We start from the raw sequence: 20,391 nt of genomic DNA, 5'->3' as shown, positions 1-20,391 counted from the left end.
TACGGTCCCTGGCAGATCCGTTACGAACGATTCAAGCGCTGGGACGAGGACGGCGCCTGGGTCAGGGGACTGGAAGAACCGCAGGCCAAGGGCGGCATCGGCTCGACCATCGCCTGCCTCACCAGCACGCCGTCGGAGCCAGAGAGGGGGAAGACGCGGAACAATCGCAAAGACGACAGGCCCTCGGACGCTCCCGCAGCGGACTGACCACCAGGCCCCACCTGACCGGCGGCGACATCGCCGGCGGCGCCGTCTTCGACGCGGTCGCGGCCGCCTTCCGGCTGCGCCGCCGCGTCGACCGGCCCCGCACCCGCCCGGATCGTGTGCCGGGCGACAAGGGCCACTCCTCCAGGAAAACCCGGCGGCACGGTATCGAGGCGGTCGTCCTTGAGCGAGGGAAGCAGGTCGCCAACCGCAAACGCAAGGGCAGACGGCATGCCGTGTCACAGGGGCGCGGGTGCCTCATGGTCTCCGGACCGTGGGTTCGAGTCCGCCTCTCCTGCCTCTCACAACCACCGGGAAAGAGCCCCTGGCCTGGTGTTCCACGGCCAGGGGCTTCGCCGACCTTCCGGTTGTGCCGGTCCTCCGCAGAGATCTATGCCGCTCGGGGTCGCATCAGTCGTACAGGGTGGTGCTTCGGTACCACACCGTGCCCGGGAAGTTGACCGAGGACACCTCGCCCACCCCCACCCGGGGGCCGGTCATGGCGACCCATCCCACCGCGGGGTTCACGTGCACGCCGCTCACGTAAACCGCTTGTGTGCCTGTGCCGCCCGTGCACTTGCTGTGGACGACGTACCCCTCCTGCCAGGTGGTGCAGCCCGTCAGGGTGGCGTGGGCGGGGGACGCGGTGCCCACCAGCAGCGACGCGGTGAGCAAGGCGGTGGCGGACATGGCCGTAAATCGACTTCTCATGTGTGCTTCCTCCGGTTTCAACGGCAAAGCCACTTCCGGTATGAAATTGTCCTAAATGGACAATACGGACCAGGAGGAGCCAGGCAAGCGCTTTCTGTGCCTTCACCAGGCCGAGAACGCCCTGCGGTGACGCCTTGTCGTTTCTGACAATCCGTTTTGACTTCGCCACTCACGAAATCGTCGGGATGGTCAAGGGTCGGCTCGGATGACCCGGCCTGCTGAACGGTTTTCTCCGCGGGGCCGGACCGGCGATCCCTGACCTGGCCTTCCGGCTCTCTCGTGAGAACGGGAGCGGCGGGGTCCGAGACCGGACGGCCTCGGGCGGTTCGCGTGGATGCCCGTGTCCTCGCCGTGGTTGGGACGGCGATATGTGACGGATCAGGAGGGATGACTATTGGCAGTTGTCTTTGTGAAAATTACCGTCAGTTCATGATGCGACGGATATCTCTTCTGTTGATCTTCGGCCTTCTTCTGTCCACTCCTGGAGTGGCCTTCGCCGAGACGGGCACCCCCATCTACGTCGGCGACTCCTTCGGGACCAACGGCCGCTGCACGGTCGGAGCGGCCGTTCCCGGCGGGTTCGTCACCTCCGGGACCTGCGGCTCTCCGGGCGAGATCGTGCGTGCGGCGAACGGGGCGGTCGTGGGGACCGTCCGTGCCTCGACCCACCCCATCCCCTCCAGCGCCTGGGTCAGCGTGACCTCCGCCTGGGAACCGGTCGGCGTACTCAGAGTCCCCGGCGGTCGTGACCTGCCGGTTCGTGGCAGCACCCCGGTTCCCGTCGGCTCCCAGGTCTGCGGCTTCGGCGGTACGACCGGGTGGCGGTGCGGCACCCTGCTCGGCAGGAACGCCTCGCTGAGCCTGCCCCAGGGAACGGTGACCGGCCTGCTCGTGACCAGCATCTGCTTCGAGCCCGGCACCCCGCCGGGATCTCCCCTCTACGCGAACGGCCAGCTGCAGGGAATCCTGCTCGGCTTCTCCGGCAACTGCAGCGCGGGAGGCCGTTCCTACTACGTGCCCATCAACGAGATCCTGCGGCGGTACGGACTGACCCTGCTCACCTCCCCCTGACCTCCGGACACCGGAGCACGCGTGACCGGCCATGATGAGGGGCCGTCCAACGGGAACCCGGGGGGCGGCCTCTCGTCATTGAGAGCGGGCGAGAACCCGGAGCCCGGGATCGGGTGAAGGAGGGTGACCAGTTCTCACGAACGGAGCCCACGTTTGATCGCCCAAACCGAACCGGACGACGCGGAGGTGATCGCCCGCGCCCGGCGTGATCCCGCAGCGTTCTCCGTGTTGTTCGACAGGCACGCTCCCGCGCTCCATCGATACGTGACCCGCAGGCTGGGCGAGTCGCTGGCCGACGACGTCGTGGCCGACACCTTCCTCGCGGCCTTCCGCAGGCTTGGGCGTTACGACACCGCCCACCGCGACGCCCGCCCGTGGCTGTACGGGATCGCCGCCAACCTCATCGGTAAACACCGCCGCGCCGAGGTCAGGGCGTACCGGGCGCTGGCCAGGACCGGGACGGACACGGTGGCGGAGAGCTACGCGGACCGGGTGGAGGCTCGCGTCTCGGCCTCGGCGGCACACCGGGAGCTGGCCGAGGCGCTCGCGGTGCTCTCACCGCAGGACCGCGAGGTGCTGTTGATGGTGGCCTGGGCCGACTTCAGTTACCAGGAGGTGGCGTTGGCGCTCGGCGTACCCGTCGGCACGGTGCGTTCGCGGCTGCACCGAGCCAGGAGGAAGACCCGTGCGGCGCTGGGTGCCGATCCGTCAGGCGTCGTTGAGGAGGACACCCGTGGATGACCTGAAGTTGCTGAACGGCATGCGAGCGGACGCGCCCGAGCCCGGCGCGGACCGGCTGAACGCCCTGCGCGCCCGCGTGCTGAGGCCTCGCCGCCGGTTCCGGCTCGTACCGTCCCTGCTCGTGACGGTCAGTGCGGCGGCCGGTGCGGTGGCCGTCGCGGTGGTGGTCAACGGCGCCGTCCCGCCGCCTCAGGGAGTACGCCCCTCGGTCGCCGTCGAGACGAGGCCCATGAACGCGGCGGTCGTGCTGGTACGGGCCGCCCAGGTGTCCGAACGGCGCGCGCTCACCCCGGAACCACGCGCCGACCAGTGGCTGTACCGGAAGAACATGGTCAAACAGCCGAACGACGCGGTGCCCGAGACGCAGGAGTCCTGGACCCGTTACGACGGCACGCGGCGGGCCGTACGGTGGGGGCGGGGACCACTGGAGCAGTTCGGTTCCACGCCGGACCCGGACGACGACGACCTGACCCCGCGTGAGTACGCGGCCAGGCTGGCCGGACTGCCCACCGACCCCGACCGGCTGCTGGCACATGTCAGGGGCGACCGGCACTGGGAGACCAAGCCCAGGTGGGACACCGGAGAGCCCCCGGACGCGCGGGCCTTCCGGGTGCTGTCGGTCTACCTCGACCAGGAGGTGCCGGTGCCGCCCAGGCTGCGTGGGGCGATCTTCCGGGCCCTCGCCAGGATCCCGGGTGTGCGGGTGGACTCCGGCGTGCGCGACGCGGCGGGCAGGGCGGGCATCGGGATCGCCTACGAGCGGGGTGCCCCGGGAGTCGGCACCGAGCACGACACGGACGGTCAGGTGATCTCCAGGTCGTACCTCGTCCTTGACGCCACGACGTACGAGTTCCTCGGCACGCGGGTGGACTACGTACGGGACGAACTCATCAACGGTGAGATCGCCTTCCCGGCGGGCAGCTTCTACGCCACCGCCGAACTCGCCAAAGGCATTGTGGGCAAACCAGGCGAACTTCCCGGTTCGTAGGTGTGAACGGACAATCTTGCCCGCCGAGGCCTGCTTGACGTGCTTTCGCGTCGTCTCGGCCATGGCCTCTGGCCGGAAAGCGGATGGCCGTGACATCCGAGCCGCGGGAGCCAGGCTGTGTCCCGGCGGATGGTACGGCGGAGCCGGGTGGTCCACGGGTACGGTGGGACGTCGACCAGATGCGGCGGTTCCATCCGAGCCGGCGAACCGGGAGGGTCGGCTACTCGGGAAAGCACATCGGGCCGACGCCGGGAGAGCCGGCGTTCCGGTATCCCGTGTTCAAGGCCCGAATCGACGACTATCTCGGCGCGATGGTCCCGGAGGCGCTGGGCGTGGACGAACGGCTCGTCGACAAGTACTCGGCCGTGGAACTCCGTACCCGGGACGCGGAGCGGCCGTTCGGGCCGGAGGCCATCTCCGTGGGGACCTGCACGCGGCCGGTGTGCCGGCCGCGTTGTTCCAGGCGGCCGTACTCGACGGGCAGGCGGAACTGGTGGCCGCGAGGAACCGGAGACCGCGCTCCACCCCGCTGCGGCGGGGGCGTTGTTCGACGCGTTGACGGAGGCGAGTGAGTTCGTCCAGGTCGTGATCACCACTCAGAGCGCCGAACTGCTCGACCGGGACGGCATCGATCCGGCCTCCGTCCGGGTCGTGGCGATGGAGAACGGGGCGACCGTGGTCGGCGAGATCGACGGGGTCAGCCGCGCCCTTCTCGAAGAGGGCACGCCACCCTTGGCGAACTGTTGCGCGACGGTCAGCTCCGGCCGGAGACAGGCGCATGAGCGGCCCGGTCACGATCGCCTCCATCGTGGAGGGCGACGGTGAGGTGTCCGCGCTTCCTGTCCTGCTTCGCAGGATCGCCGGGGCGCTTTCGCGCTGGGACGTACGGATCTCTCCGCCCCGCCGTGTCCCCCGCGGCGGACTTGTCGCCCGTGGCGGGGTCGAGAACGCGGTCCTCCAGGCGTCCTACCAGCTCACCGGTGCGGGAGGAATCCTGCTGCTGATCGACTCGGACGACGACTGTCCGGCCGCTCTCGGTCCCAGGCTTCTTGAGACGTCGAACGGCTTCTGCTGGGAAGGCCGTGATCTCCCGGAAGCGTCGAACTCCGTGCCCTGTGCCGGAGTCTTAGTCGGTATGAGGTCCTGGGGTTCTCTTGGGCGGTTGGTCGTGGTGGCGGTGTTGCTCGGATTGCTGGTGGCGGGGGGCGTGTGGTGGGCGCTGACCGCGGTGGGGGAGGCGTTGTGGAGCGACATACCGATATTTCACCCCTTCCCTGATGGCGGCCTCTGACGTTCCCCGGGTGCGGCGCGTCCCAGGGGACGCGCCGCTCGGAGGTCAGGCGACCTTGGGGGAGGGAGCCTTCCAGGTGTTGCAGGCGCCGGGCTTCCCCGATCCGTAGCCGGTCTTGAACCAGGCGAGACGGTTGGCGGGCTTGCCGTACCACTTGGGGATGAACCTGCCGTACTCCTTGGGCGTTCCTGCGGAGAGCAGACGCCCCCAGTCGCGGGCCGTACGGCCGAGGCTCCTGACGGACACTCCGGCCAGGCAGTCGGCCTGCTGGTAGAAGCGGTGGGTCTGCTCGTTCATCTCGGCCTCCTCGCCGTCGTAGCGCAGTGCCCACCAGGCCTCGCTGATGCCCGTCTGCGTCTGGACGAACCCGGCGTAGGCGCGGGCGACCCCGACGAGGACGGGCAGTTCGGACTTGGCCTTGATCCAGTCGGAGCGCAGTTGCACCTCGACGGAGCGGTTGCAGCCGGCGGCGAGGGAGCCGGACACCTTGATGCCGGTGTAGCAGGGGCTGTGCTCGTAGGTGTCCTTGATCGTCACCTCGGCCGGGACGAAGTCCTTCACCCGCTTGCCCCAGGCGGTGTTCAGGCAGCCGACGACCTTCTTGAGGTAGGCCGTCGTTGAGGCTTTGGTGGTGCCCTTGACCGCCTTGCAGGAGATCGAGGGCAGGGCGGGCACCGTGTAGAGCGGGTTCTGGGTCAGCTCGGGCGCGCCGACGACGGGGTACGCGGACGCGGCGACCGGGGTGGAGAACAGCAGAGCCAGGACTCCGGCGGAGACCGTCAAAACACGGCGAGTTGTCATAGATCATGATCGTAGGGAGCGGTGATCCCACACGGACACGTCGTGATCATGTCGTGCTCCAGGGTCTCCGAGGACCCCAGGCACCCCAAGGACTCCAGGGCTCTCAGGGCCCAGGCCTCCAGGCTTCGGGACCCTCGGGGCTCCAAGATCCCAAAGCTCCGAGGACCCCGAGGCTTCAAGACCCCCGGGGTTCCCGCCGGTGGGATGTCACTGCCTGCGGCGGAGGTTGCCGTCGTCGAGGCGGGCGTTGACCAGTTTGCCGATAAGACCGATGAGCTGGTCGCGCTCGGCGCGGGTCAGCGTCTCCGCCCAGTAACGCTCCCTGGCGTTGTACACGGTGAACGCCTCGACGAAGGCGGTCCTGCCCTTCTCCGACAGGGTGACGACGTGGGTCCTGCGGTCGCGTTCCGACAGGCGGCGCTCGATCATCTCCTGGCCGACGATCCTGTCGAGCAGGGCGGAGGCCGCGGCCCTGCTCATCCCGGAGAGCCTGATCAGGTCCCGGGACTCCATCTCCCCGTACATGTAGAGGATCAGCAGCAGTTTGAGCGTGGGGGCGGCGACGGCGTCGGCGCGCCTGAGGGTGGCGGACAGGTCGTAGAACACGAGGCTCGTCGCGCAGTGCAGCGTCATGCACAGCCGCATGGCCTCGTCGTCGACCCCCGGGATCTGCGGGGGGACGGACTCGACCGCCTGGCCGATCAGGGACCACATGGTGGTGTCCTCCACGGCGTCGGGCGCGGTCTCGGCGTTCGGTGCGCGGTCACTGGGCAACGGCACGGCTCCGCTTGTCTGGGTGGTGGGAACGATCAGGACATTCAACCATCATGATGACTGCCAATGTATTGACGGTCAATCTATTGACAAATTTTGCGGCGCTGCCCACGCTGGTCGAACCCAACCGAGAGTACGGAGACACCGCCGCATGATGAGGTATCACTCCCTGGGCGTTAACGGTCCCAAGGTGTCCGCGCTGAGCATCGGCTCCTACCACACCTACGACCGGATGCGTCACGAGGACATCGTCGAGTTCCTGACGACCGCGAGGAACGCGGGAGTCACGTGGTTCGACGTGGGCCACTACACCTCGGCCGCCCGGCCGGACGATCCGGTCTCCGAGACCGACATGCGGTTCGCGGCGGCGCGGGACGCGGCGGGCATCGCCAGGGAGGACTACTTCCACACCGAGAAGCTCTGGTACGGCGGGCCGCGCCCCTCCTTCCGCGACCAGCTCGCGGAGTCCCTGCCCCGGGCCAGGGTGGACGCGGCCGACTGCGTCATCTACAACCCGGACACGGCCTACTACTTCCAGACCGTCGTGGACATGAAGGACATCGTCCGTCAGATGGCCGGGCTGGTGGAGGCCGGGCTGACCAGGTACTGGGGCATCAACCACGCGACCCCCGCCGAGATCGACGAGGCCTGCGCCTACGCGCACCAGGAGGGCATGCCGCTGCCCAGCGTGCTGCAGCTGCCGTACTCGGCCATCGCCAGGAAGATGGGCGAGGACAGTGAGCTGGCCGAGGTCATGGAGCGCTGGGACCTGGTCATCCAGACGACGAACGTGCTGGCCGTCGGTGTGCTGGCCGGGCGGCGCGCCGCCGGCAGCGAGCGCCCGCTCGGCCCCACGGGCATGACCAGGCACGCCGAGAAGGTCCGCGACGCGTTCGCCGCACGGGCGGAGGCGCTGGGCGCGACCGCCGCGCAGCTCGCGATCGCCTTCGCCCTCACCCACCCGCGTACGGCCTCGGTGCTCTTCGGAGCCAGCAGCGTCGGACAGCTCAAGGCCAACCTCGGCGCGCTCGACCTGGTGAACAGGCTGGGCACGGAGGGCGTGCGCGCCGCCGTCGCCGACCTGCCCCAGAACCCGGACGAGCTGCGGGTCGGAGAGATCGACACCGAGCCCGCCGTGGGCTGACCCGCGCGCGAGCGCACCCGTCGGGGGACAAGCTCCAACCATCTGTTTTGAAGAAAGGCCGACCCGTGAGCCCAACCACCACGCGCATCCGACGCCTGATCGCAGTCGCCGGTGCCACCGGTCTCGCGCTGGCGATCACCTCCTGTTCCAGCGAACGCGGCACGCAGAAGACGGCCGCGGGCGGCGACAAGGCGGGGACGTTCGTCTTCGCCGCCGCCTCAGAGCCGGTCGCGCTGGACCCGGCGTTCGTCGCCGACAGCGAGAGCACACGGGTCGCCAACCAGATCTTCGAAGGTCTGGTGTCGATCAGGCCCGGCACGGCCGAGCCCGCGCCGGGCCTGGCGACCTCCTGGTCGCAGACCGACGACGGCCTGAACTACACCTTCCAGCTCCGCAAGGGTGTGAAGTTCTCCGACGGCACACCCTTCGACGCCGAGGCCGTCTGCTTCAACTTCGAGCGCTGGTACAACTGGAACGGTCCTTTGCAGGCCGAGAACATCAGCAACCTGTACCAACTGGTCTTCGCCGGCTTCAAGACCAGCGACAACCCGGCGCTCACCAAGAGCATCTACAAGAGCTGCGCCGCCGAGGGCGACGCGGTCACCATCACGCTGACCCGCCCCTACGGCAGCCTCATCCCCGCGCTGGCCATCTCGTCGTTCGCCATGCAGAGCCCGGCCGCCCTGAAGCAGTACAAGGCCGACGACCCCGGCGCCTCCGGCGACGTCCGGCGCAACGAGTACTCATCCGCCCACCCCACCGGCACGGGACCGTACCTGTTCGAGTCATGGGAGAAGGGACAGCGGCTGACGCTGCGCGCCAACCCCGGCTACTGGGGCGGAAAGCCGAAGATCGACAAGATCGTCGTACGGATCATCCCGGACGGCACCGCCCGGCTGCAGGCGCTGCAGAGCGGTGAGATCGACGGCTACGACCTGGTCGCGCCCGCGGACGTGCAGGGGCTGTCCGGCGCGGGCTTCCAGGTCCTGCCCAGGGAACCGCTCAACATCCTCTACCTCGGCATGAACCAGGCCGACCCGCTGCTGGCCGACATCAGGGTCCGCAAGGCGATCGCCCACGCCCTGGACAAGCAGGCGATCGTCTCCCAGACGCTGCCCGCGGGAACCAAGCCCGCCGAGCAGTTCATCCCGCCGCCGGTCAACGGCTACGCCGACAGCGTCGCCACCTACGACCACGACCCGGCCAAGGCGAAGAAGCTCCTCGAAGAGGCGGGCGCGGTCGGCAAGACGGTCACCTTCAACTACCCGACCGGTACGTCGAGGCCGTACATGCCGAGTCCGGAGGACACCTTCGTGGCGATCCGCACCCAGCTTGAGGCCGTCGGGCTGAAGGTCAACGCCGTACCGGAGAAGTGGAGTCCCGAGTACCTGGAGAGGATCAAGGCCAAGACCGACCACGGCCTGTACCTCCTCGGCGGGACGGGCATCATGAACAGCGCCGACACCTTCCTCGGCATCTTCTTCGGCCGCAAGACCGTCGAGTGGGGCTTCGAGGACAAGAAGCTGTTCGAGTCGGTCGCCGCGGCGCGCAGCGCGCGCAACCTCACCGAGCAGGGCGAGAAGTACGCCACGGTGAGCAAGGAGCTCATGGACCTGCTGCCGGGCATCCCGGTGGCCCACCCGGTCCCCTCGCTCGCGCTCTCGCCAAGGATCTCCGGTTACGTCACCAGCCCGCTCGCGGCCGAGGTGTGGAACAACCTCCAGATCAAGGGCTAGGGAACAGACGACATGATCGCCTTCGTCGCCCGGCGCCTGGCCCTGGTCGTGCCGGTGCTGTTGGGCCTCAGCCTGCTGCTGTTCGTGTGGCTGCGGCTGCTGCCCGGGGACCCGGCGCGGGCACTGCTCGGCGAGCGGGCCACCCAGGAGGGGATCGACCGGGTCAACCACCTGTACGGGTTCGACCGGTCGCTTCCCGAGCAGTTCCTGCTCTTCCTCGGGCGGCTCGCGCGGGGCGACCTCGGTTCCTCCATCAGGACGGGCCAGAGCGTGGTGGACAGCTTCCTTGAGCGTTTCCCGGCGACCGTCGAACTGGCGGTCGCCGGGCTCGGCCTCGCGGTCGTGGCCGGCATCCCGCTCGGCTACCTCGCCGCCCGCCGCAGGGGCGGTCCGCTGGACCACCTGTCCGTCGGGGCGTCCCTGCTGGGGGTCGTGGTCCCGGTGTTCTTCCTGGCCTACCTCCTGAAGTACGTCTTCGCGATCCGGCTCGGCTGGCTGCCGACGGCGGGACGCCAGGACGTCAGGCTCGACGCGACCCACCCGACCGGCCTGTACGTGCTGGACGGGGTGCTGACCGGGGAGTGGGACGCCGCCTGGGACGCCCTGCGCCACCTGATCCTGCCCGCGATGGCCCTCGGGGCGATCCCGCTGGCGATCATCGTGCGGATCACCAGGGCCTCGGTGCTGGAAGTGATGAACGAGGACTTCGTCCGCACCGCGCGCGCCAAGGGCCTGACCCGGGCCGTGATCCGGCGCAGGCACGTCATGCGCAACGCGCTGCTGCCCGTCTCCACCACGATCGGCCTGCAGGCCGGTGCCCTGCTGGCCGGGGCGGTGCTCACCGAGACGGTGTTCGCGCTCAACGGGGTCGGGGAGTTCCTGTTCACCGCCGTCAACCATCTGGACTATCCGGTGCTCCAAGGATTCGTGCTGTTCATCGCAGTCATCTACGCGATCGTCAACCTGCTGGTCGACGTGTCGTACGCGGTCATCGACCCCAGGGCGAGGCAGCGATGAGCGCCCCGACCGCCGCAGCCGTCCCGGCGCGGGCCGGCGGGACGTGGGGGGTCGCGCTGCGCCGCCTGCTCCGACGCAGGTCCGCGGTCGCCGGAGGCGTCATCGTGCTGTTGTTCACGGTGATCGCGCTCGCCGCGCCGCTGCTGACGCCGTACGAGCCGGGCAGCGCCGAGTGGGCGGGGAGGATCACCCCGTCGTCGGTGCCGGGGCCGGGCCCCGGCCACCTGCTCGGCCTCGACAGCTTCGGCTCCGACCTGTTCACCCAGCTCGTGTACGGCGCGCGGCAGTCGCTGGTGATCGGTGTCACCGCGACCGGGCTCGGCCTGCTCGTCGGGGCGCTGGTCGGCCTGCTCGCCGGAGGGCTCGGCGGCTGGGTCGACACGCTGGCGATGCGGGTGACCGACGTGATGCTGTCGATCCCCGCGCTGCTGCTGGCGGTGAGCGTCGCCGCCGTGATGGGCCGCAGTCCGGTCGCCGTGATGATCGCCATCGCGGCGGCGCAGGTGCCGGTCTTCGCCCGCCTGCTCAGAGGGTCGATGCTGGCCCAGCGAGGCCTGGACTACGTGGTCGCGGCCCGCTCGGTGGGCGTGCCGACAAGCCGGATCGTGTTCGGCCAGATGCTGCCCAACTCGGTCGGTCCGGTGATCGTGCAGGCCACCCTCGTCCTGGCGACGGCGACGATCGAGGTGGCCGCGCTGTCGTTCCTCGGCCTCGGGCAGGCCGACCCGACGGTCGCCGAGTGGGGCCGCATGCTGGTCAAGGCACAGGCCAGGCTGGAGAGCGCCCCCCATCTGGCGCTGCTGCCCGGCGCCTGCATCGCCGTCACGGCGCTCGGCTTCACCCTCGTCGGTGAGGCCCTGCGCGAAGTCCTCGACCCGAAGACCACGAGGTGACCATGTCCCTGCTCGACGTACGGAACCTCCGGGTACGGTTCGCCTCCGCCCAGCCCGCGATCGCCGCCGTGGACGGCGTCAGCCTCACCGTCGAGGCCGGGGAGGTCGTGGCGCTGGTCGGCGAGTCCGGCTGCGGCAAGTCCGCGACCGCGCTGGCGCTGCTCGGGCTGCTGCCCGCCTCGGCGCGGGTCGAGGGCGAGATCGTGTTCGACGGCGAGGACCTGACCACGCTGAACGACCGGCAGCTGTCGGCCAGGCGCGGCCGTGACCTGGCGATGGTCTTCCAGGACCCGATGACCTCGCTCAACCCGGTCGTGCCGATCGGCGTGCAGATCACCGAGGTCCTGTTGCGGCACACCGACCTGTCGAAGGCGGCGGCCGGGGCCCGCGCGGAGGAGCTGCTGCGCGAGGTCGGCATCCCCGACCCGCGCCGCAGGATGCGGCAGTACCCGCACCAGCTCTCCGGCGGCATGCGCCAGCGCGTCATGATCGCCACAGCGATCGCGTGCGGCCCCAAGCTGCTCATCGCCGACGAGCCGACCACGGCGCTCGACGTCACGATCCAGGCCCAGGTCCTCGAACTGCTGGCCAGGCTGGCCCGGGACCACGGCGCGGCCCTGCTGATGATCACCCACGACCTGGGCGTCGTCGCGGGCCTGGCCGACCGGGTCAGCGTGATGTACGGCGGGCGGGTCGTCGAGACGGCCTCGGCGGAGGAGCTGTTCCGCAGGCCCATGCACCGCTACACCCGTGGCCTGCTCGCCTCGATCCCGGCCCTCGACTCCCCGCGGGACACGCCGCTCACCCCGATCCCCGGCTCGCCGTTCGACCGGCTGCCCTGGGAGTCGGGGTGCTCGTTCGCGTCCCGGTGCGCGGTGGCCGACGAGGCCTGCATGGTCCCCGGCCTGCCCATGGCCGAAGACTCTCCCGGCCACCGGTTCCGGTGCGTCCACCCGGCGGGCGACGCCCCCGTCCCCGTCTCCGCCGCTGTCACGGCGCGGGAGTCCGCCGCCCCCGCCGAGGGGGAGAGCCCCGAGCCGCTGGTGCGGATCAGCGACCTGCGGGTGCGCTACCCGGCCAGGCGCGCCGCGGTCACCAACCGTCCCGTCGAGTACGTCCGCGCCGTGGACGGGGTCAGCCTGGACCTGCCGAAGGGGCGGACGTACGGGCTGGTCGGGGAGTCGGGCTGCGGCAAGTCAAGCCTCGGCCGCGCGCTGCTGCGCCTCGAACCGGTCGCCTCGGGCAGCGTGCTCTTCGACGGCGTCGACCTGGCCGGGATGCGGGAACGCGCGCTGCGCCCGATGCGCCGCCGGATGCAGATGGTCTTCCAGGATCCGATGGCCAGCCTCAACCCGCGCCAGAGCGTCGGCGACATCCTGGAGCTGTCGCTGCGTGTGCACGGCGTGCCCGGCGGGCGCGGGGAGCGGCGCGCCAAGGTGCTGAACACGCTGGACCAGGTCGGGCTGCCACGCACGGCCGAGCACCGCTACCCGCACGAGTTCTCCGGCGGCCAGCGCCAGCGGGTCGGCATCGCCAGGGCGATCATCCTCGAACCCGACCTGCTGATCGCCGACGAACCGGTCTCCGCGCTTGACGTCTCGGTCCAGGCGCAGATCGTCAACCTGCTCCAGGAGGTCAAGCGGACGCTGTCGCTGACGACGCTGCTGATCGCCCACGACCTGGCCGTGGTGCGGCACATGAGCGACACGGTCGGTGTGATGTACCTCGGCAGGCTGGTCGAGGAGGCGGACTCGGGGGAGCTGTTCGAACGCCCGCTGCACCCCTACACCGTGTCGCTGATGTCGGCGGTTCCGCTGCCCGACCCGGTGGCCGAGGCGCGGCGGGAGCGGATCATCCTCAGCGGGGACCTGCCGAGCCCGGCCGCCCCGCCGAGCGGCTGCCCCTTCCACACCCGCTGTCCCTTCCGCAGGCAGACCCGCTGCGCTGAGGAGGTCCCGCAGGTCAGGGAGGTCGTTCCGGGGCACCGCGTGGCCTGCCACTGGGCGGAGGACATCGCGGGCCTGGCGTGAGGACCGCGCCGTACGGACGGCGTCCCCACCGCCCGACGGGGCTTCGGCCGGTGGGGCGCCGCCCTCTCCCGTCACGGCCTCCGCCGGGCTCCGCGGGCGTAAACCATGTGCGAACTGTCGGTGGGGCAGGCAAGAATGCGGAGCATCATGGTTATCTCCCCAACGCTTCCGTTCACCGCCACGACGTCGCTCAACGGCGACATCGTGGTCTTCTACGTCGGCCCCGAGCCCCGCATGACGGCCGAGCAGGCGCTCGCCTTCGCCGACCTGCTCCGCGACCTGGCGACCGAGCCCGCCTGTCTCAGCTGACCGGGAGGGCGGGGACGGCCGGTCTTCCGGTCGTCCAGCCCGCCTCAAGGACCACCTCGACCTGGTCGTCCCCGTTGCCCGGCTTGCCGGTGACGGTCGAGGACAGCACCTGTGAGGAGACGGGGTCGATGACGAGGGTCCGCCGCACGGCCACCGGGAGCCGTGTGGCGCCTGCGGTCTGCAGGGTGAAGGAGAAGGCCGCCCCGGCTCTGCCCCGTTCGTCCTTCGTCTCACCGAGATAACGCACCTCGGGCAGGTCGGCGAGCGCCCGGTAGGCGGCGGCGCGCACCTTCGGCGGCGACGGCTTGCTCCACAGCAGGCCGCTGAGCGCGTCCGCGACGACGCCGTCGAGAGAGCCGCCCGGCGCGTCCCTGACCAGTTCGGCGACCTGTTCCCGCAGGGCGCCGGGGTCGGTGGGCAGCGCCCTGATCTGTTCGAGGGTCATCGGCTTTCCCGCCATGCTGAACGCCGTCCCGTCGGTCACGGCCCTGAGCCGGCCCCGGTCGGGTGCGGCGGACAACGTCCCGCCGGGCACCGGCCACGTGGCCGGGGAGCCGTCACGACGCCAGGCCTCCTCGTCGGCCTCGCCCGCCGGGCGCGCGCCCAGGGAGCGGGTCCCGACCCAGATCCCGTCGCCGTCCTCGGCGACCCACTGCTCGGTGAGCCGTGACTCGACGACCCGGTAACGGTCGCCGTCGCGGCCGAACGACTCCGGGTAGGTCCGCCGGTTCAGCTTGCTGACGTGCCAGTACGGGCCGTCGGCGGCGACGTCCGCCTCGGCGGTCACCGCGGCGGCCAGCAGGATCGACCGCCCGGAGCCGGTCGCGCTCTCCGTGACGTACGGCGACGCCGCCGAGGAGGGCGCCCGCCCCGGTCCGGCGGTCGTGGCCCCCGTGACCACGACCGCCACCGCCACCGCCGTGGCCACCACCGTGCCCACCGTCGCCGTGGCGGCGAGCGCCCCGGTGATCCCCTTGACGAACCTCAGGCGTGGCCGCCTGGCCTCGGCGTCCAGGGCCTGGCGCACTTTGGCCTTGAGGATCGGGTCGGGCCGTGGCTCGCCGTACAGCTCGCGGAGCGTCTCCAGCTCATCCACGGCGGGTCTCCTCGGGGTCGAGCATCGGATTGGTCTCACCCAGGACGGCGCGCAGCTTTCGCCTGGCCCGGTTCAGGCGTGATCCCACGGTTCCGTAGGGGATGCCCAGGGCCGCCGCGACCTCCTCGTGGCTGAGGTCGGCGAGGGCGACCAGGAGCAGCACGTCGCGGTCACGCTGGTGGAGTTCGGCGACGGCGGCGGCGAGACTCGGCCGCAGGCTCTCCGCGCTGACCCGCGCCGCGACGCGATCCTCGTGCCCGGGGGCGTCGGGGGCGGGGCCGTGCCGGCCGAGCGCGCGCAGCGTGCGCACCTCGACGCGGCGCTGCCTGCCGATGAGGTTGGTCGCGATGCCGTACAGCCAGGCGCGGACCCCGGCGCGGGACGGGTCGTAACGCGACCGTTTGCGGAACGCCGTGAGGAAGGTCTCCGAGACGATGTCCTCCGCGACGTCGTCGCCCAGCCGCTGGGCGGCGTAGCGGTGGATCTCGGCGAAGTGGGCGTCGAAGATCGCGCCGAACCACTCGGCCTCGTCGAGGGAGTGAGGCACGGCCTCGGGGCTCCCCGTACGGACGGCCCATGAGATCGAGGTCACGAAGGTCTCCCGTTTCCAACGCGGTCGGCGGTCACCTCTTCTCACCCGATCCACCGGATCGCTTTCACGGACTCGCCCTCAGCGGGTTCCCGCAAGGACGTCGCGGACGTCCATGAGGGCGAAGCCGAGCAGGTTCAGACCCCGCCAGGTGGCCGGGGAGGCGGCGCGTTCGTCGTCGGCGGTCAGTCCGATGCCCCAGATCGGGTCGACGGGACTGGCCTCGACCAGAACCCGGTCCCGGGTGCCGAGCAGGAAGTCCCCCAGCTCCGGGTGCGCGCCGAACTTGGCGGTGTTGCCGCGCACGACGGTCGCGTACCGGTGCTCCGCCCACACGGCCTCGTCGAAGCCGCGGACCTCGCGGCCGAGTCGTTTGGCCTCGCCGGGGTGTGTGGCCGTGAGGATCGCCGCCGCCGTCTCGTCGTCGCCGAACAGCCACGCCTTGTGCGCCATCATGTGGTGCTCCGCCGAGGGGAAGAGGTGCTCGCCGCCGCCGAAGGCGTTCTCCGCAGGGAAGGGCGCCCGCCACCACTGGCTGAGGCATCCGGCACCGGCGCCGCCCCCGCGCGGCGGCCGGTGGCCCCAGAAGAACAGGTAACGCAGCCGTCCGCCGTCGCGCTCGGCGGCGACGGCCTCGGCGACGGAACGCGGCAGTCCGGTCAGGTCGGGCACCGTCACACCCTGCCACGCAGGGTCGGCACGCGGCCAGCGGTTATCCGCGCGGGGCGACCGGCCGGGTAGGGCGACGGCCTCCGCCCGTGCCGCGCCGTGGCACGGCCGCAGGCCCCGTACGCCGAGGGGCCGGCGCGGTGCCTCAGCGTACGGCGACGGCGTAGGCGAGCAGCCACTCGACGCACTCGGTGACGTGCCTGGCGTGCGTCAGGTCCCGGCCCCAGGCGTACAGGCCGTGCCGGGCCACGATCACCGCCGGGACGGCCGCGTCGTGGGCCTCCTCGAAACGGTCTCCGAGCTCGGCCATGTCCTGGCTGTTGGCGATCACCGGGACGACCACCTCGTCGTCGTGCGCCAGCCGTCCGATGCCCTTGAGCATCTCGATGTCGCGCAGCGGCACGCCTGCGGGCCAGTGGTGCCCGGCGACGACGGCGTTGACGGTGTGGACGTGCACGACCGCGCCCGCGCCGGTCAGCGCCGCGACCCGGGCGTGCAGGCCCGCCTCGGCCGAGGGCCTGCGCGGCTCGACGCCCTCGACCGGCACCGTCTCACCCGAGGGGCCGACGACCGAGACGTCGGCGGCGGTCAGCTCACCCTTGTCCAGGCCGCTGGCGGTGACCGCCAGCCGCAGCGGGTCACGGCTGACGACCTCGGAGAGGTTGCCCGAGGTGCCGCGCATCCAGCCGAGCCCGGCGAAACGCGCCGACTCGGCCGCCAGCCGGGCACCGGCCCCGAGGACCAGCTCCGCCGTACGGAAGTCCCGCCCGGCGCTCATCGCGGCCCCCCGAAGCCCGGCTCCCCGGAACTCAGCTCCCCGAAGGACGCCACGACCGGGTGCGGGCCGAAGTCGGCGTTCTCACTTGGCTCGCCAGGACGGCGCAGGCCCGTGGTCCGCCAGCCCGCGGCGGCGGCCGCGTCCAGTTCGGCGGGCACGTCGGACAGGAAGAGCAGGTCCGTCCCGCCGAGTTCGGCGGCGATGCGCCGGTAGGACGACGCCTCCCGTTTCGGCCCCGCGTTCACCGTGTCGAACCACCCCTCGACGAGGACGGACAGGTCCCCGTCCCCGGTGTGCGCGAACCACGGGCGCTGGGCGGAGACCGAGCCGGAGGAGAAGACCGCCAGACGCCTCCCCTCGGCGTGCCAGGCGCGCAGGGCGGGGGCCACGTCGGGGAAGAAGTGCGCGGTCAGCTCGCCCGCCGCGAACCCCTCCGCCCAGATCCGCCCCTGCAGCGTCTTCAACGGCGTCGCCTTGACGTCGTGGTCCATCCAGTCGTGCAGCACCTTCACGACCTCCTCGGTAGTGGCGCCGCCGATCTCCTCGACGGCGGCACGGACCTCGGGGTCGTCCCGGTTCGCCTCGATCCACGGCCCGAGCCTGGGCCTGGCGAAGGCGTAGAGCCCCACGTGTACGGACTCGGTGGAACTCGTCGTCCCCTCGATGTCGAGCACGGTCCATCCGGTCATCGGGCGAGCACCTCCACGAGGTCGGGGGCGTGCGACGGGGCGTCGGTTTCGATGCCGTGAACCATCAGCTCTCCTCGGTGCGGCCGGAAACGGCGAAGTGGTCGCGGACACGGGACGGCTCGTAGACGCCGTGCTCGGTCACGATTCTGGTCACCAGGCGCGGCGGGGTGGCGTCGAAGGCCGGGTAGTAGCCGACGACCCCCTCCGCCGCGGTGCGCCGCCCCAGCACGTGCAGCACCTCGTCGCCGTCACGCCGTTCGATCACGACGTCGTCGATCGTGCGCGCCTGCGGGTCCGGCGCGTCGATCAGGGCGTGGTACGGCACGCCGAAGGCGTTCGCGGCCAGGGCGACCCCCAGTGTGCCGACCTTGTTGACCACGTGACCGTCGAGCGTGACCCGGTCGGCCGCGGTCAGCGTCACGTCGGCGAGCCCGTCGGCCAGCGCGGCCGCGACCATCCCGTCGGTGATCAGGGTCGGCCGGTAGCCCATCTCGACGAGCGTGGCCGCGGTGAGCCTGGCCCCCTGCAGGTAGGGGCGGGTCTCGGTGCAGACGAACTCCAGGTGCTTGCCCGCGGACCGCGCCGCCCGCACGGTCGCGATGAGGAAGGCGTCGGCCCAGCAGTGGGTGAGCACCCGCGCGCCGTCACCGAGCAGGCTCGCCGCGTGACGGCCCAGGGCGGCGCTGCGCTCCCGGTAGGCGGCGTCGTGCGCGTGGGCGGCCCGGGTGACCGCCTCGACCAGCTCCGTGCCCGAGGCCGCCTCCGGCCCGTCGAGCACCACCCCGAGCACTCCCTGTACGGCGTCGCGGATGTGGTTGTTCGTCGGCCGCGTCGCGATGAGCCTGGCACCCGCCCGGCGCAGGTGGGCGACGGCCTCCTCGGGCGGTTCCCGCCGGGCCTCGCGGGCGGCCAGGACGAGTCCGGCGGTCGCCGCGAACAACGGTCCCGAGCTCTGCGTGACCATCCGTTCGATGGCCGTCGCGACCTCCTCGCTGGTCGTGCAGCGCACCCAGCGCACCTCGAACGGGTAGACGCGCCGGTCGAGGATCTCCACCGCGTCGTCGGTGATCCTGACGGAGTCGGCCAGGACGGGGGTGTCACTCATTGAGGCCTCCATGAGACGTCGCCGTCCACGGGCGGCCGGGTACCGCCCGGCGTCATCACGACGACGGCGACCCGGCCCCTGCCCGCGCTCATGCCCTCACTGAACAACGTCACGCCGCCCGGCGCCAGCCGTGCCCGCCGGGCATCCGTGTGTTCCCGGCCTCCGGAAGGTACGGCCGCACAGCGGTGCCGACGCACGGGTGAGCGTCCCGCGGGACGCGGGGTCAGACCGCCGCGGGCGCCCGCATCAGCTCGGCGCGGTAGCGGGCCAGGGCCGAGGGCAGGCCGATCATGACCACACCGACGAGTCCGCCGCCGTCGTGGTAACCGACCGCGACCTCCCCGCCGAGATCGCCTTCCAGCACCCGGATGTCGTCGCCGCCGAGCCCCGGGGCGCCGAAGGACTGGATGCGCAGGTCGTACTGGTCGCTCCAGAAGGTCGGCAGCGGCGTGAACGGGGCCGGATCGTGCCCGGCCTGCCCGAGGTCGGCCAGCAGGGTCGGCACCGCGCGCTTGGCCGTGTCCGTAGGAACGCTCCAGTGCTCGACCCGCCGGGCGACGTCGTCGTAGCGGGGGTTGGGGAAGCGCGCCACGTCGCCGACCGCGACCACGCCGGGACGGCCCTCGACCCGCAGCGCGTTGTCACAGAGCACACCGTCGGACAGGTCCAGGCCGTTGCCCCCGAGCCACTCGGTGTTGGCCGTGGAGCCGACCGCCTCGACGACCACGTCGGCCTCGGCCACGGTCCCGTCGGACAACTCGGCCCCCGCGGGGGAACCCTCCCCGAGGAAGCGCCTGACCGTACGGCCCAGCAGGAACCGCACCCCCTCCTCCTCGTGACGGCGCCGGAGCGCGGCCCCCAACCCGGCGCCGAGCGGGCGGAGCATCGGCTCGGCCTCGGGGGCGACCACGGTGACCCGGCAGCCGAGCACGCGGGCGGTCGCCGCGACCTCACAGCCGACGAACCCGGCTCCGACGACCAGCACCCTGGTCCCCGGCAGCAGCCGCGCGCGCAGCGCCGCCGCGTCCTCAAGCGTCCGCACCACGTGCCGCCCCTCGGGGCCGGGCACGGGCAGCCGCCTCGGACGCATCCCGGTCGCCACCACCAGCCCGTCGTAGCCGATCTCGGTGCCGTCGGCGAGCCGTACGGCGCGCGCGGCCAGGTCGGCCGAGGCGATCGGGACGCCGAGCCGCCATATCACGTCGGCCACCGCCGGGCGGAGCCTGAAGGCGACCGCCTCGTGCGTGACCTCCGAGGCCAGCGCCTCCTTCGACAGCGGCGGCCGGTTGTACGGCAGGTGCCGCTCGTCGCCGACCGCGACGATCTCCCCGGTGAAACCGCCCGCCCGCAGTCGTTCCGCCGCTCGCAGGCCGCCCATGGAGGCACCCGCGATCACGATCCGGCTCGCTGCCACCGTCACCCCTCGACCGTGATGGCCTGCAGCGGGCACACGTCGGCGGCCTCCTCGACGGCGTCGCGCAGCGCCTCGTCCACGTCGGGCTCGTAGGCCAGCCGACCGTTCTCGTCGAGCCGGAAGACCTCGGGCGCGGAGAAGACGCACTGACCGTGGTCCTTGCAGACGCCCATGTCGACGATGACCTTCATTTCACTACTCCTGGTGATACGGGGAGGGACAGGGGTCGGTGCGGCGCCGGGAAACCGCCCGCACGGCAGGCCCCGGGCTCCGGCGATCCGCCGATCGGCGCCTTGAGACCCCGCACGGAAAGGTGGTCCACCCACACCGTCCCCGCCGTC

Annotated in this window: 23 protein-coding genes; 11 read left to right on the top strand and 12 right to left on the bottom strand. The window is 71.3% G+C overall.

Annotation, left to right across the window (positions count from 1 at the left end):
• Positions 1-20 precede the first annotated feature (20 nt).
• On the bottom strand, positions 21-437 hold the full coding sequence (locus ABZ470_RS07905) for a hypothetical protein (RefSeq protein WP_362910721.1): 417 nt from the start codon (positions 435-437) through the stop codon (positions 21-23).
• A 178-nt stretch (positions 438-615) separates the two neighbouring features.
• Positions 616-915: a hypothetical protein gene (locus ABZ470_RS07900; protein WP_352008679.1), complete on the bottom strand. Its 300-nt coding sequence runs from the start codon at positions 913-915 to the stop codon at positions 616-618.
• Between the two features lie 429 nt (positions 916-1,344).
• Between ABZ470_RS07900 and ABZ470_RS07895 the strand changes: the two genes are divergently transcribed.
• The 5 genes from ABZ470_RS07895 (at position 1,345) to ABZ470_RS07875 (ending at position 5,006) form a co-directional block, all read left to right on the top strand.
• Positions 1,345-1,986, top strand: a complete 642-nt coding sequence (locus tag ABZ470_RS07895) for a S1 family peptidase (RefSeq protein WP_362910719.1) — start codon at positions 1,345-1,347, stop codon at positions 1,984-1,986.
• A 153-nt stretch (positions 1,987-2,139) separates the two neighbouring features.
• A complete protein-coding gene (locus ABZ470_RS07890) occupies positions 2,140-2,727 on the top strand; it encodes an RNA polymerase sigma factor (RefSeq protein WP_362910717.1) in 588 nt (195 codons plus the stop codon).
• Positions 2,720-3,715 (top strand): CU044_5270 family protein, encoded by a 996-nt coding sequence (locus ABZ470_RS07885; RefSeq protein WP_362910715.1) that lies wholly within the window; start codon positions 2,720-2,722, stop codon positions 3,713-3,715. The genes ABZ470_RS07890 and ABZ470_RS07885 overlap by 8 nt, the downstream gene beginning before the upstream one ends.
• Before the next feature lie 129 nt (positions 3,716-3,844).
• Positions 3,845-4,540: an AAA family ATPase gene (locus ABZ470_RS07880; RefSeq protein ID WP_362910996.1), complete on the top strand. Its 696-nt coding sequence runs from the start codon at positions 3,845-3,847 to the stop codon at positions 4,538-4,540.
• A complete protein-coding gene (locus ABZ470_RS07875; RefSeq protein ID WP_362910713.1) occupies positions 4,494-5,006 on the top strand; it encodes a hypothetical protein in 513 nt (170 codons plus the stop codon). Before ABZ470_RS07880 ends, ABZ470_RS07875 begins: the two co-directional genes overlap by 47 nt.
• A 45-nt stretch (positions 5,007-5,051) precedes the next feature.
• Here ABZ470_RS07875 and ABZ470_RS07870 read toward each other — a convergent pair whose 3' ends face one another.
• Entirely contained in the window at positions 5,052-5,807 is a 756-nt protein-coding gene (locus ABZ470_RS07870; protein ID WP_362910711.1) for a hypothetical protein, read from the bottom strand.
• A gap of 207 nt (positions 5,808-6,014) precedes the next feature.
• Positions 6,015-6,587: a MarR family winged helix-turn-helix transcriptional regulator gene (locus ABZ470_RS07865; RefSeq protein ID WP_362910709.1), complete on the bottom strand. Its 573-nt coding sequence runs from the start codon at positions 6,585-6,587 to the stop codon at positions 6,015-6,017.
• A 184-nt stretch (positions 6,588-6,771) separates the two neighbouring features.
• Between ABZ470_RS07865 and ABZ470_RS07860 the strand changes: the two genes are divergently transcribed.
• The 6 genes from ABZ470_RS07860 (at position 6,772) to ABZ470_RS07835 (ending at position 13,710) form a co-directional block, all read left to right on the top strand.
• Positions 6,772-7,725 (top strand): aldo/keto reductase, encoded by a 954-nt coding sequence (locus ABZ470_RS07860; RefSeq protein WP_352008687.1) that lies wholly within the window; start codon positions 6,772-6,774, stop codon positions 7,723-7,725.
• 65 nt (positions 7,726-7,790) lie between these two features.
• The gene (locus ABZ470_RS07855; protein ID WP_362910706.1) at positions 7,791-9,461 is read left to right on the top strand and encodes an ABC transporter substrate-binding protein; all 1,671 of its coding nucleotides are present in this window, start codon (positions 7,791-7,793) and stop codon (positions 9,459-9,461) included.
• Positions 9,462-9,473: 12 nt separating this feature from the next.
• A complete protein-coding gene (locus tag ABZ470_RS07850) occupies positions 9,474-10,478 on the top strand; it encodes an ABC transporter permease (RefSeq protein ID WP_352008689.1) in 1,005 nt (334 codons plus the stop codon).
• Entirely contained in the window at positions 10,475-11,371 is an 897-nt protein-coding gene (locus ABZ470_RS07845; protein ID WP_352008690.1) for an ABC transporter permease, read from the top strand. The genes ABZ470_RS07850 and ABZ470_RS07845 overlap by 4 nt, the downstream gene beginning before the upstream one ends.
• A gap of 2 nt (positions 11,372-11,373) precedes the next feature.
• Complete coding sequence (locus tag ABZ470_RS07840; RefSeq protein ID WP_362910704.1) at positions 11,374-13,401, top strand: ABC transporter ATP-binding protein; 2,028 nt, start codon at positions 11,374-11,376, stop codon at positions 13,399-13,401.
• A 147-nt stretch (positions 13,402-13,548) separates the two neighbouring features.
• A complete protein-coding gene (locus tag ABZ470_RS07835) occupies positions 13,549-13,710 on the top strand; it encodes a hypothetical protein (RefSeq protein ID WP_352008692.1) in 162 nt (53 codons plus the stop codon).
• Here ABZ470_RS07835 and ABZ470_RS07830 read toward each other — a convergent pair.
• From ABZ470_RS07830 to ABZ470_RS07795, 8 genes are all read right to left on the bottom strand, one after another.
• Positions 13,703-14,806, bottom strand: a complete 1,104-nt coding sequence (locus ABZ470_RS07830) for a CU044_5270 family protein (RefSeq protein WP_362910702.1) — start codon at positions 14,804-14,806, stop codon at positions 13,703-13,705. The two genes, ABZ470_RS07835 and ABZ470_RS07830, sit on opposite strands and share 8 nt — an antisense overlap.
• A complete protein-coding gene (locus tag ABZ470_RS07825; protein WP_352008694.1) occupies positions 14,799-15,398 on the bottom strand; it encodes an RNA polymerase sigma factor in 600 nt (199 codons plus the stop codon). Before ABZ470_RS07825 ends, ABZ470_RS07830 begins: the two co-directional genes overlap by 8 nt.
• 78 nt (positions 15,399-15,476) lie before the next feature.
• Positions 15,477-16,073: an NADAR family protein gene (locus tag ABZ470_RS07820; protein WP_362910699.1), complete on the bottom strand. Its 597-nt coding sequence runs from the start codon at positions 16,071-16,073 to the stop codon at positions 15,477-15,479.
• Between the two features lie 136 nt (positions 16,074-16,209).
• Entirely contained in the window at positions 16,210-16,842 is a 633-nt protein-coding gene (gene mtnB, locus ABZ470_RS07815; protein ID WP_362775035.1) for a methylthioribulose 1-phosphate dehydratase, read from the bottom strand.
• On the bottom strand, positions 16,839-17,531 hold the full coding sequence (gene mtnC, locus ABZ470_RS07810; protein WP_362910697.1) for an acireductone synthase: 693 nt from the start codon (positions 17,529-17,531) through the stop codon (positions 16,839-16,841). The genes mtnB and mtnC overlap by 4 nt, the downstream gene beginning before the upstream one ends.
• A gap of 64 nt (positions 17,532-17,595) precedes the next feature.
• On the bottom strand, positions 17,596-18,636 hold the full coding sequence (locus ABZ470_RS07805; RefSeq protein WP_362910695.1) for a s-methyl-5-thioribose-1-phosphate isomerase: 1,041 nt from the start codon (positions 18,634-18,636) through the stop codon (positions 17,596-17,598).
• 223 nt (positions 18,637-18,859) lie between these two features.
• On the bottom strand, positions 18,860-20,056 hold the full coding sequence (locus ABZ470_RS07800) for an FAD-dependent oxidoreductase (RefSeq protein WP_362910693.1): 1,197 nt from the start codon (positions 20,054-20,056) through the stop codon (positions 18,860-18,862).
• Positions 20,053-20,241: a ferredoxin gene (locus ABZ470_RS07795; RefSeq protein ID WP_352008700.1), complete on the bottom strand. Its 189-nt coding sequence runs from the start codon at positions 20,239-20,241 to the stop codon at positions 20,053-20,055. Before ABZ470_RS07795 ends, ABZ470_RS07800 begins: the two co-directional genes overlap by 4 nt.
• Positions 20,242-20,391 lie beyond the last annotated feature (150 nt).

It is taken from the genome of Streptosporangium sp. NPDC020072, from assembly GCF_040631445.1.
GTDB lineage: Bacteria > Actinomycetota > Actinomycetes > Streptosporangiales > Streptosporangiaceae > Streptosporangium.
Note: the sequence above shows the minus strand (reverse complement) of the source record. Positions and strands in the feature narration are given on the sequence as shown.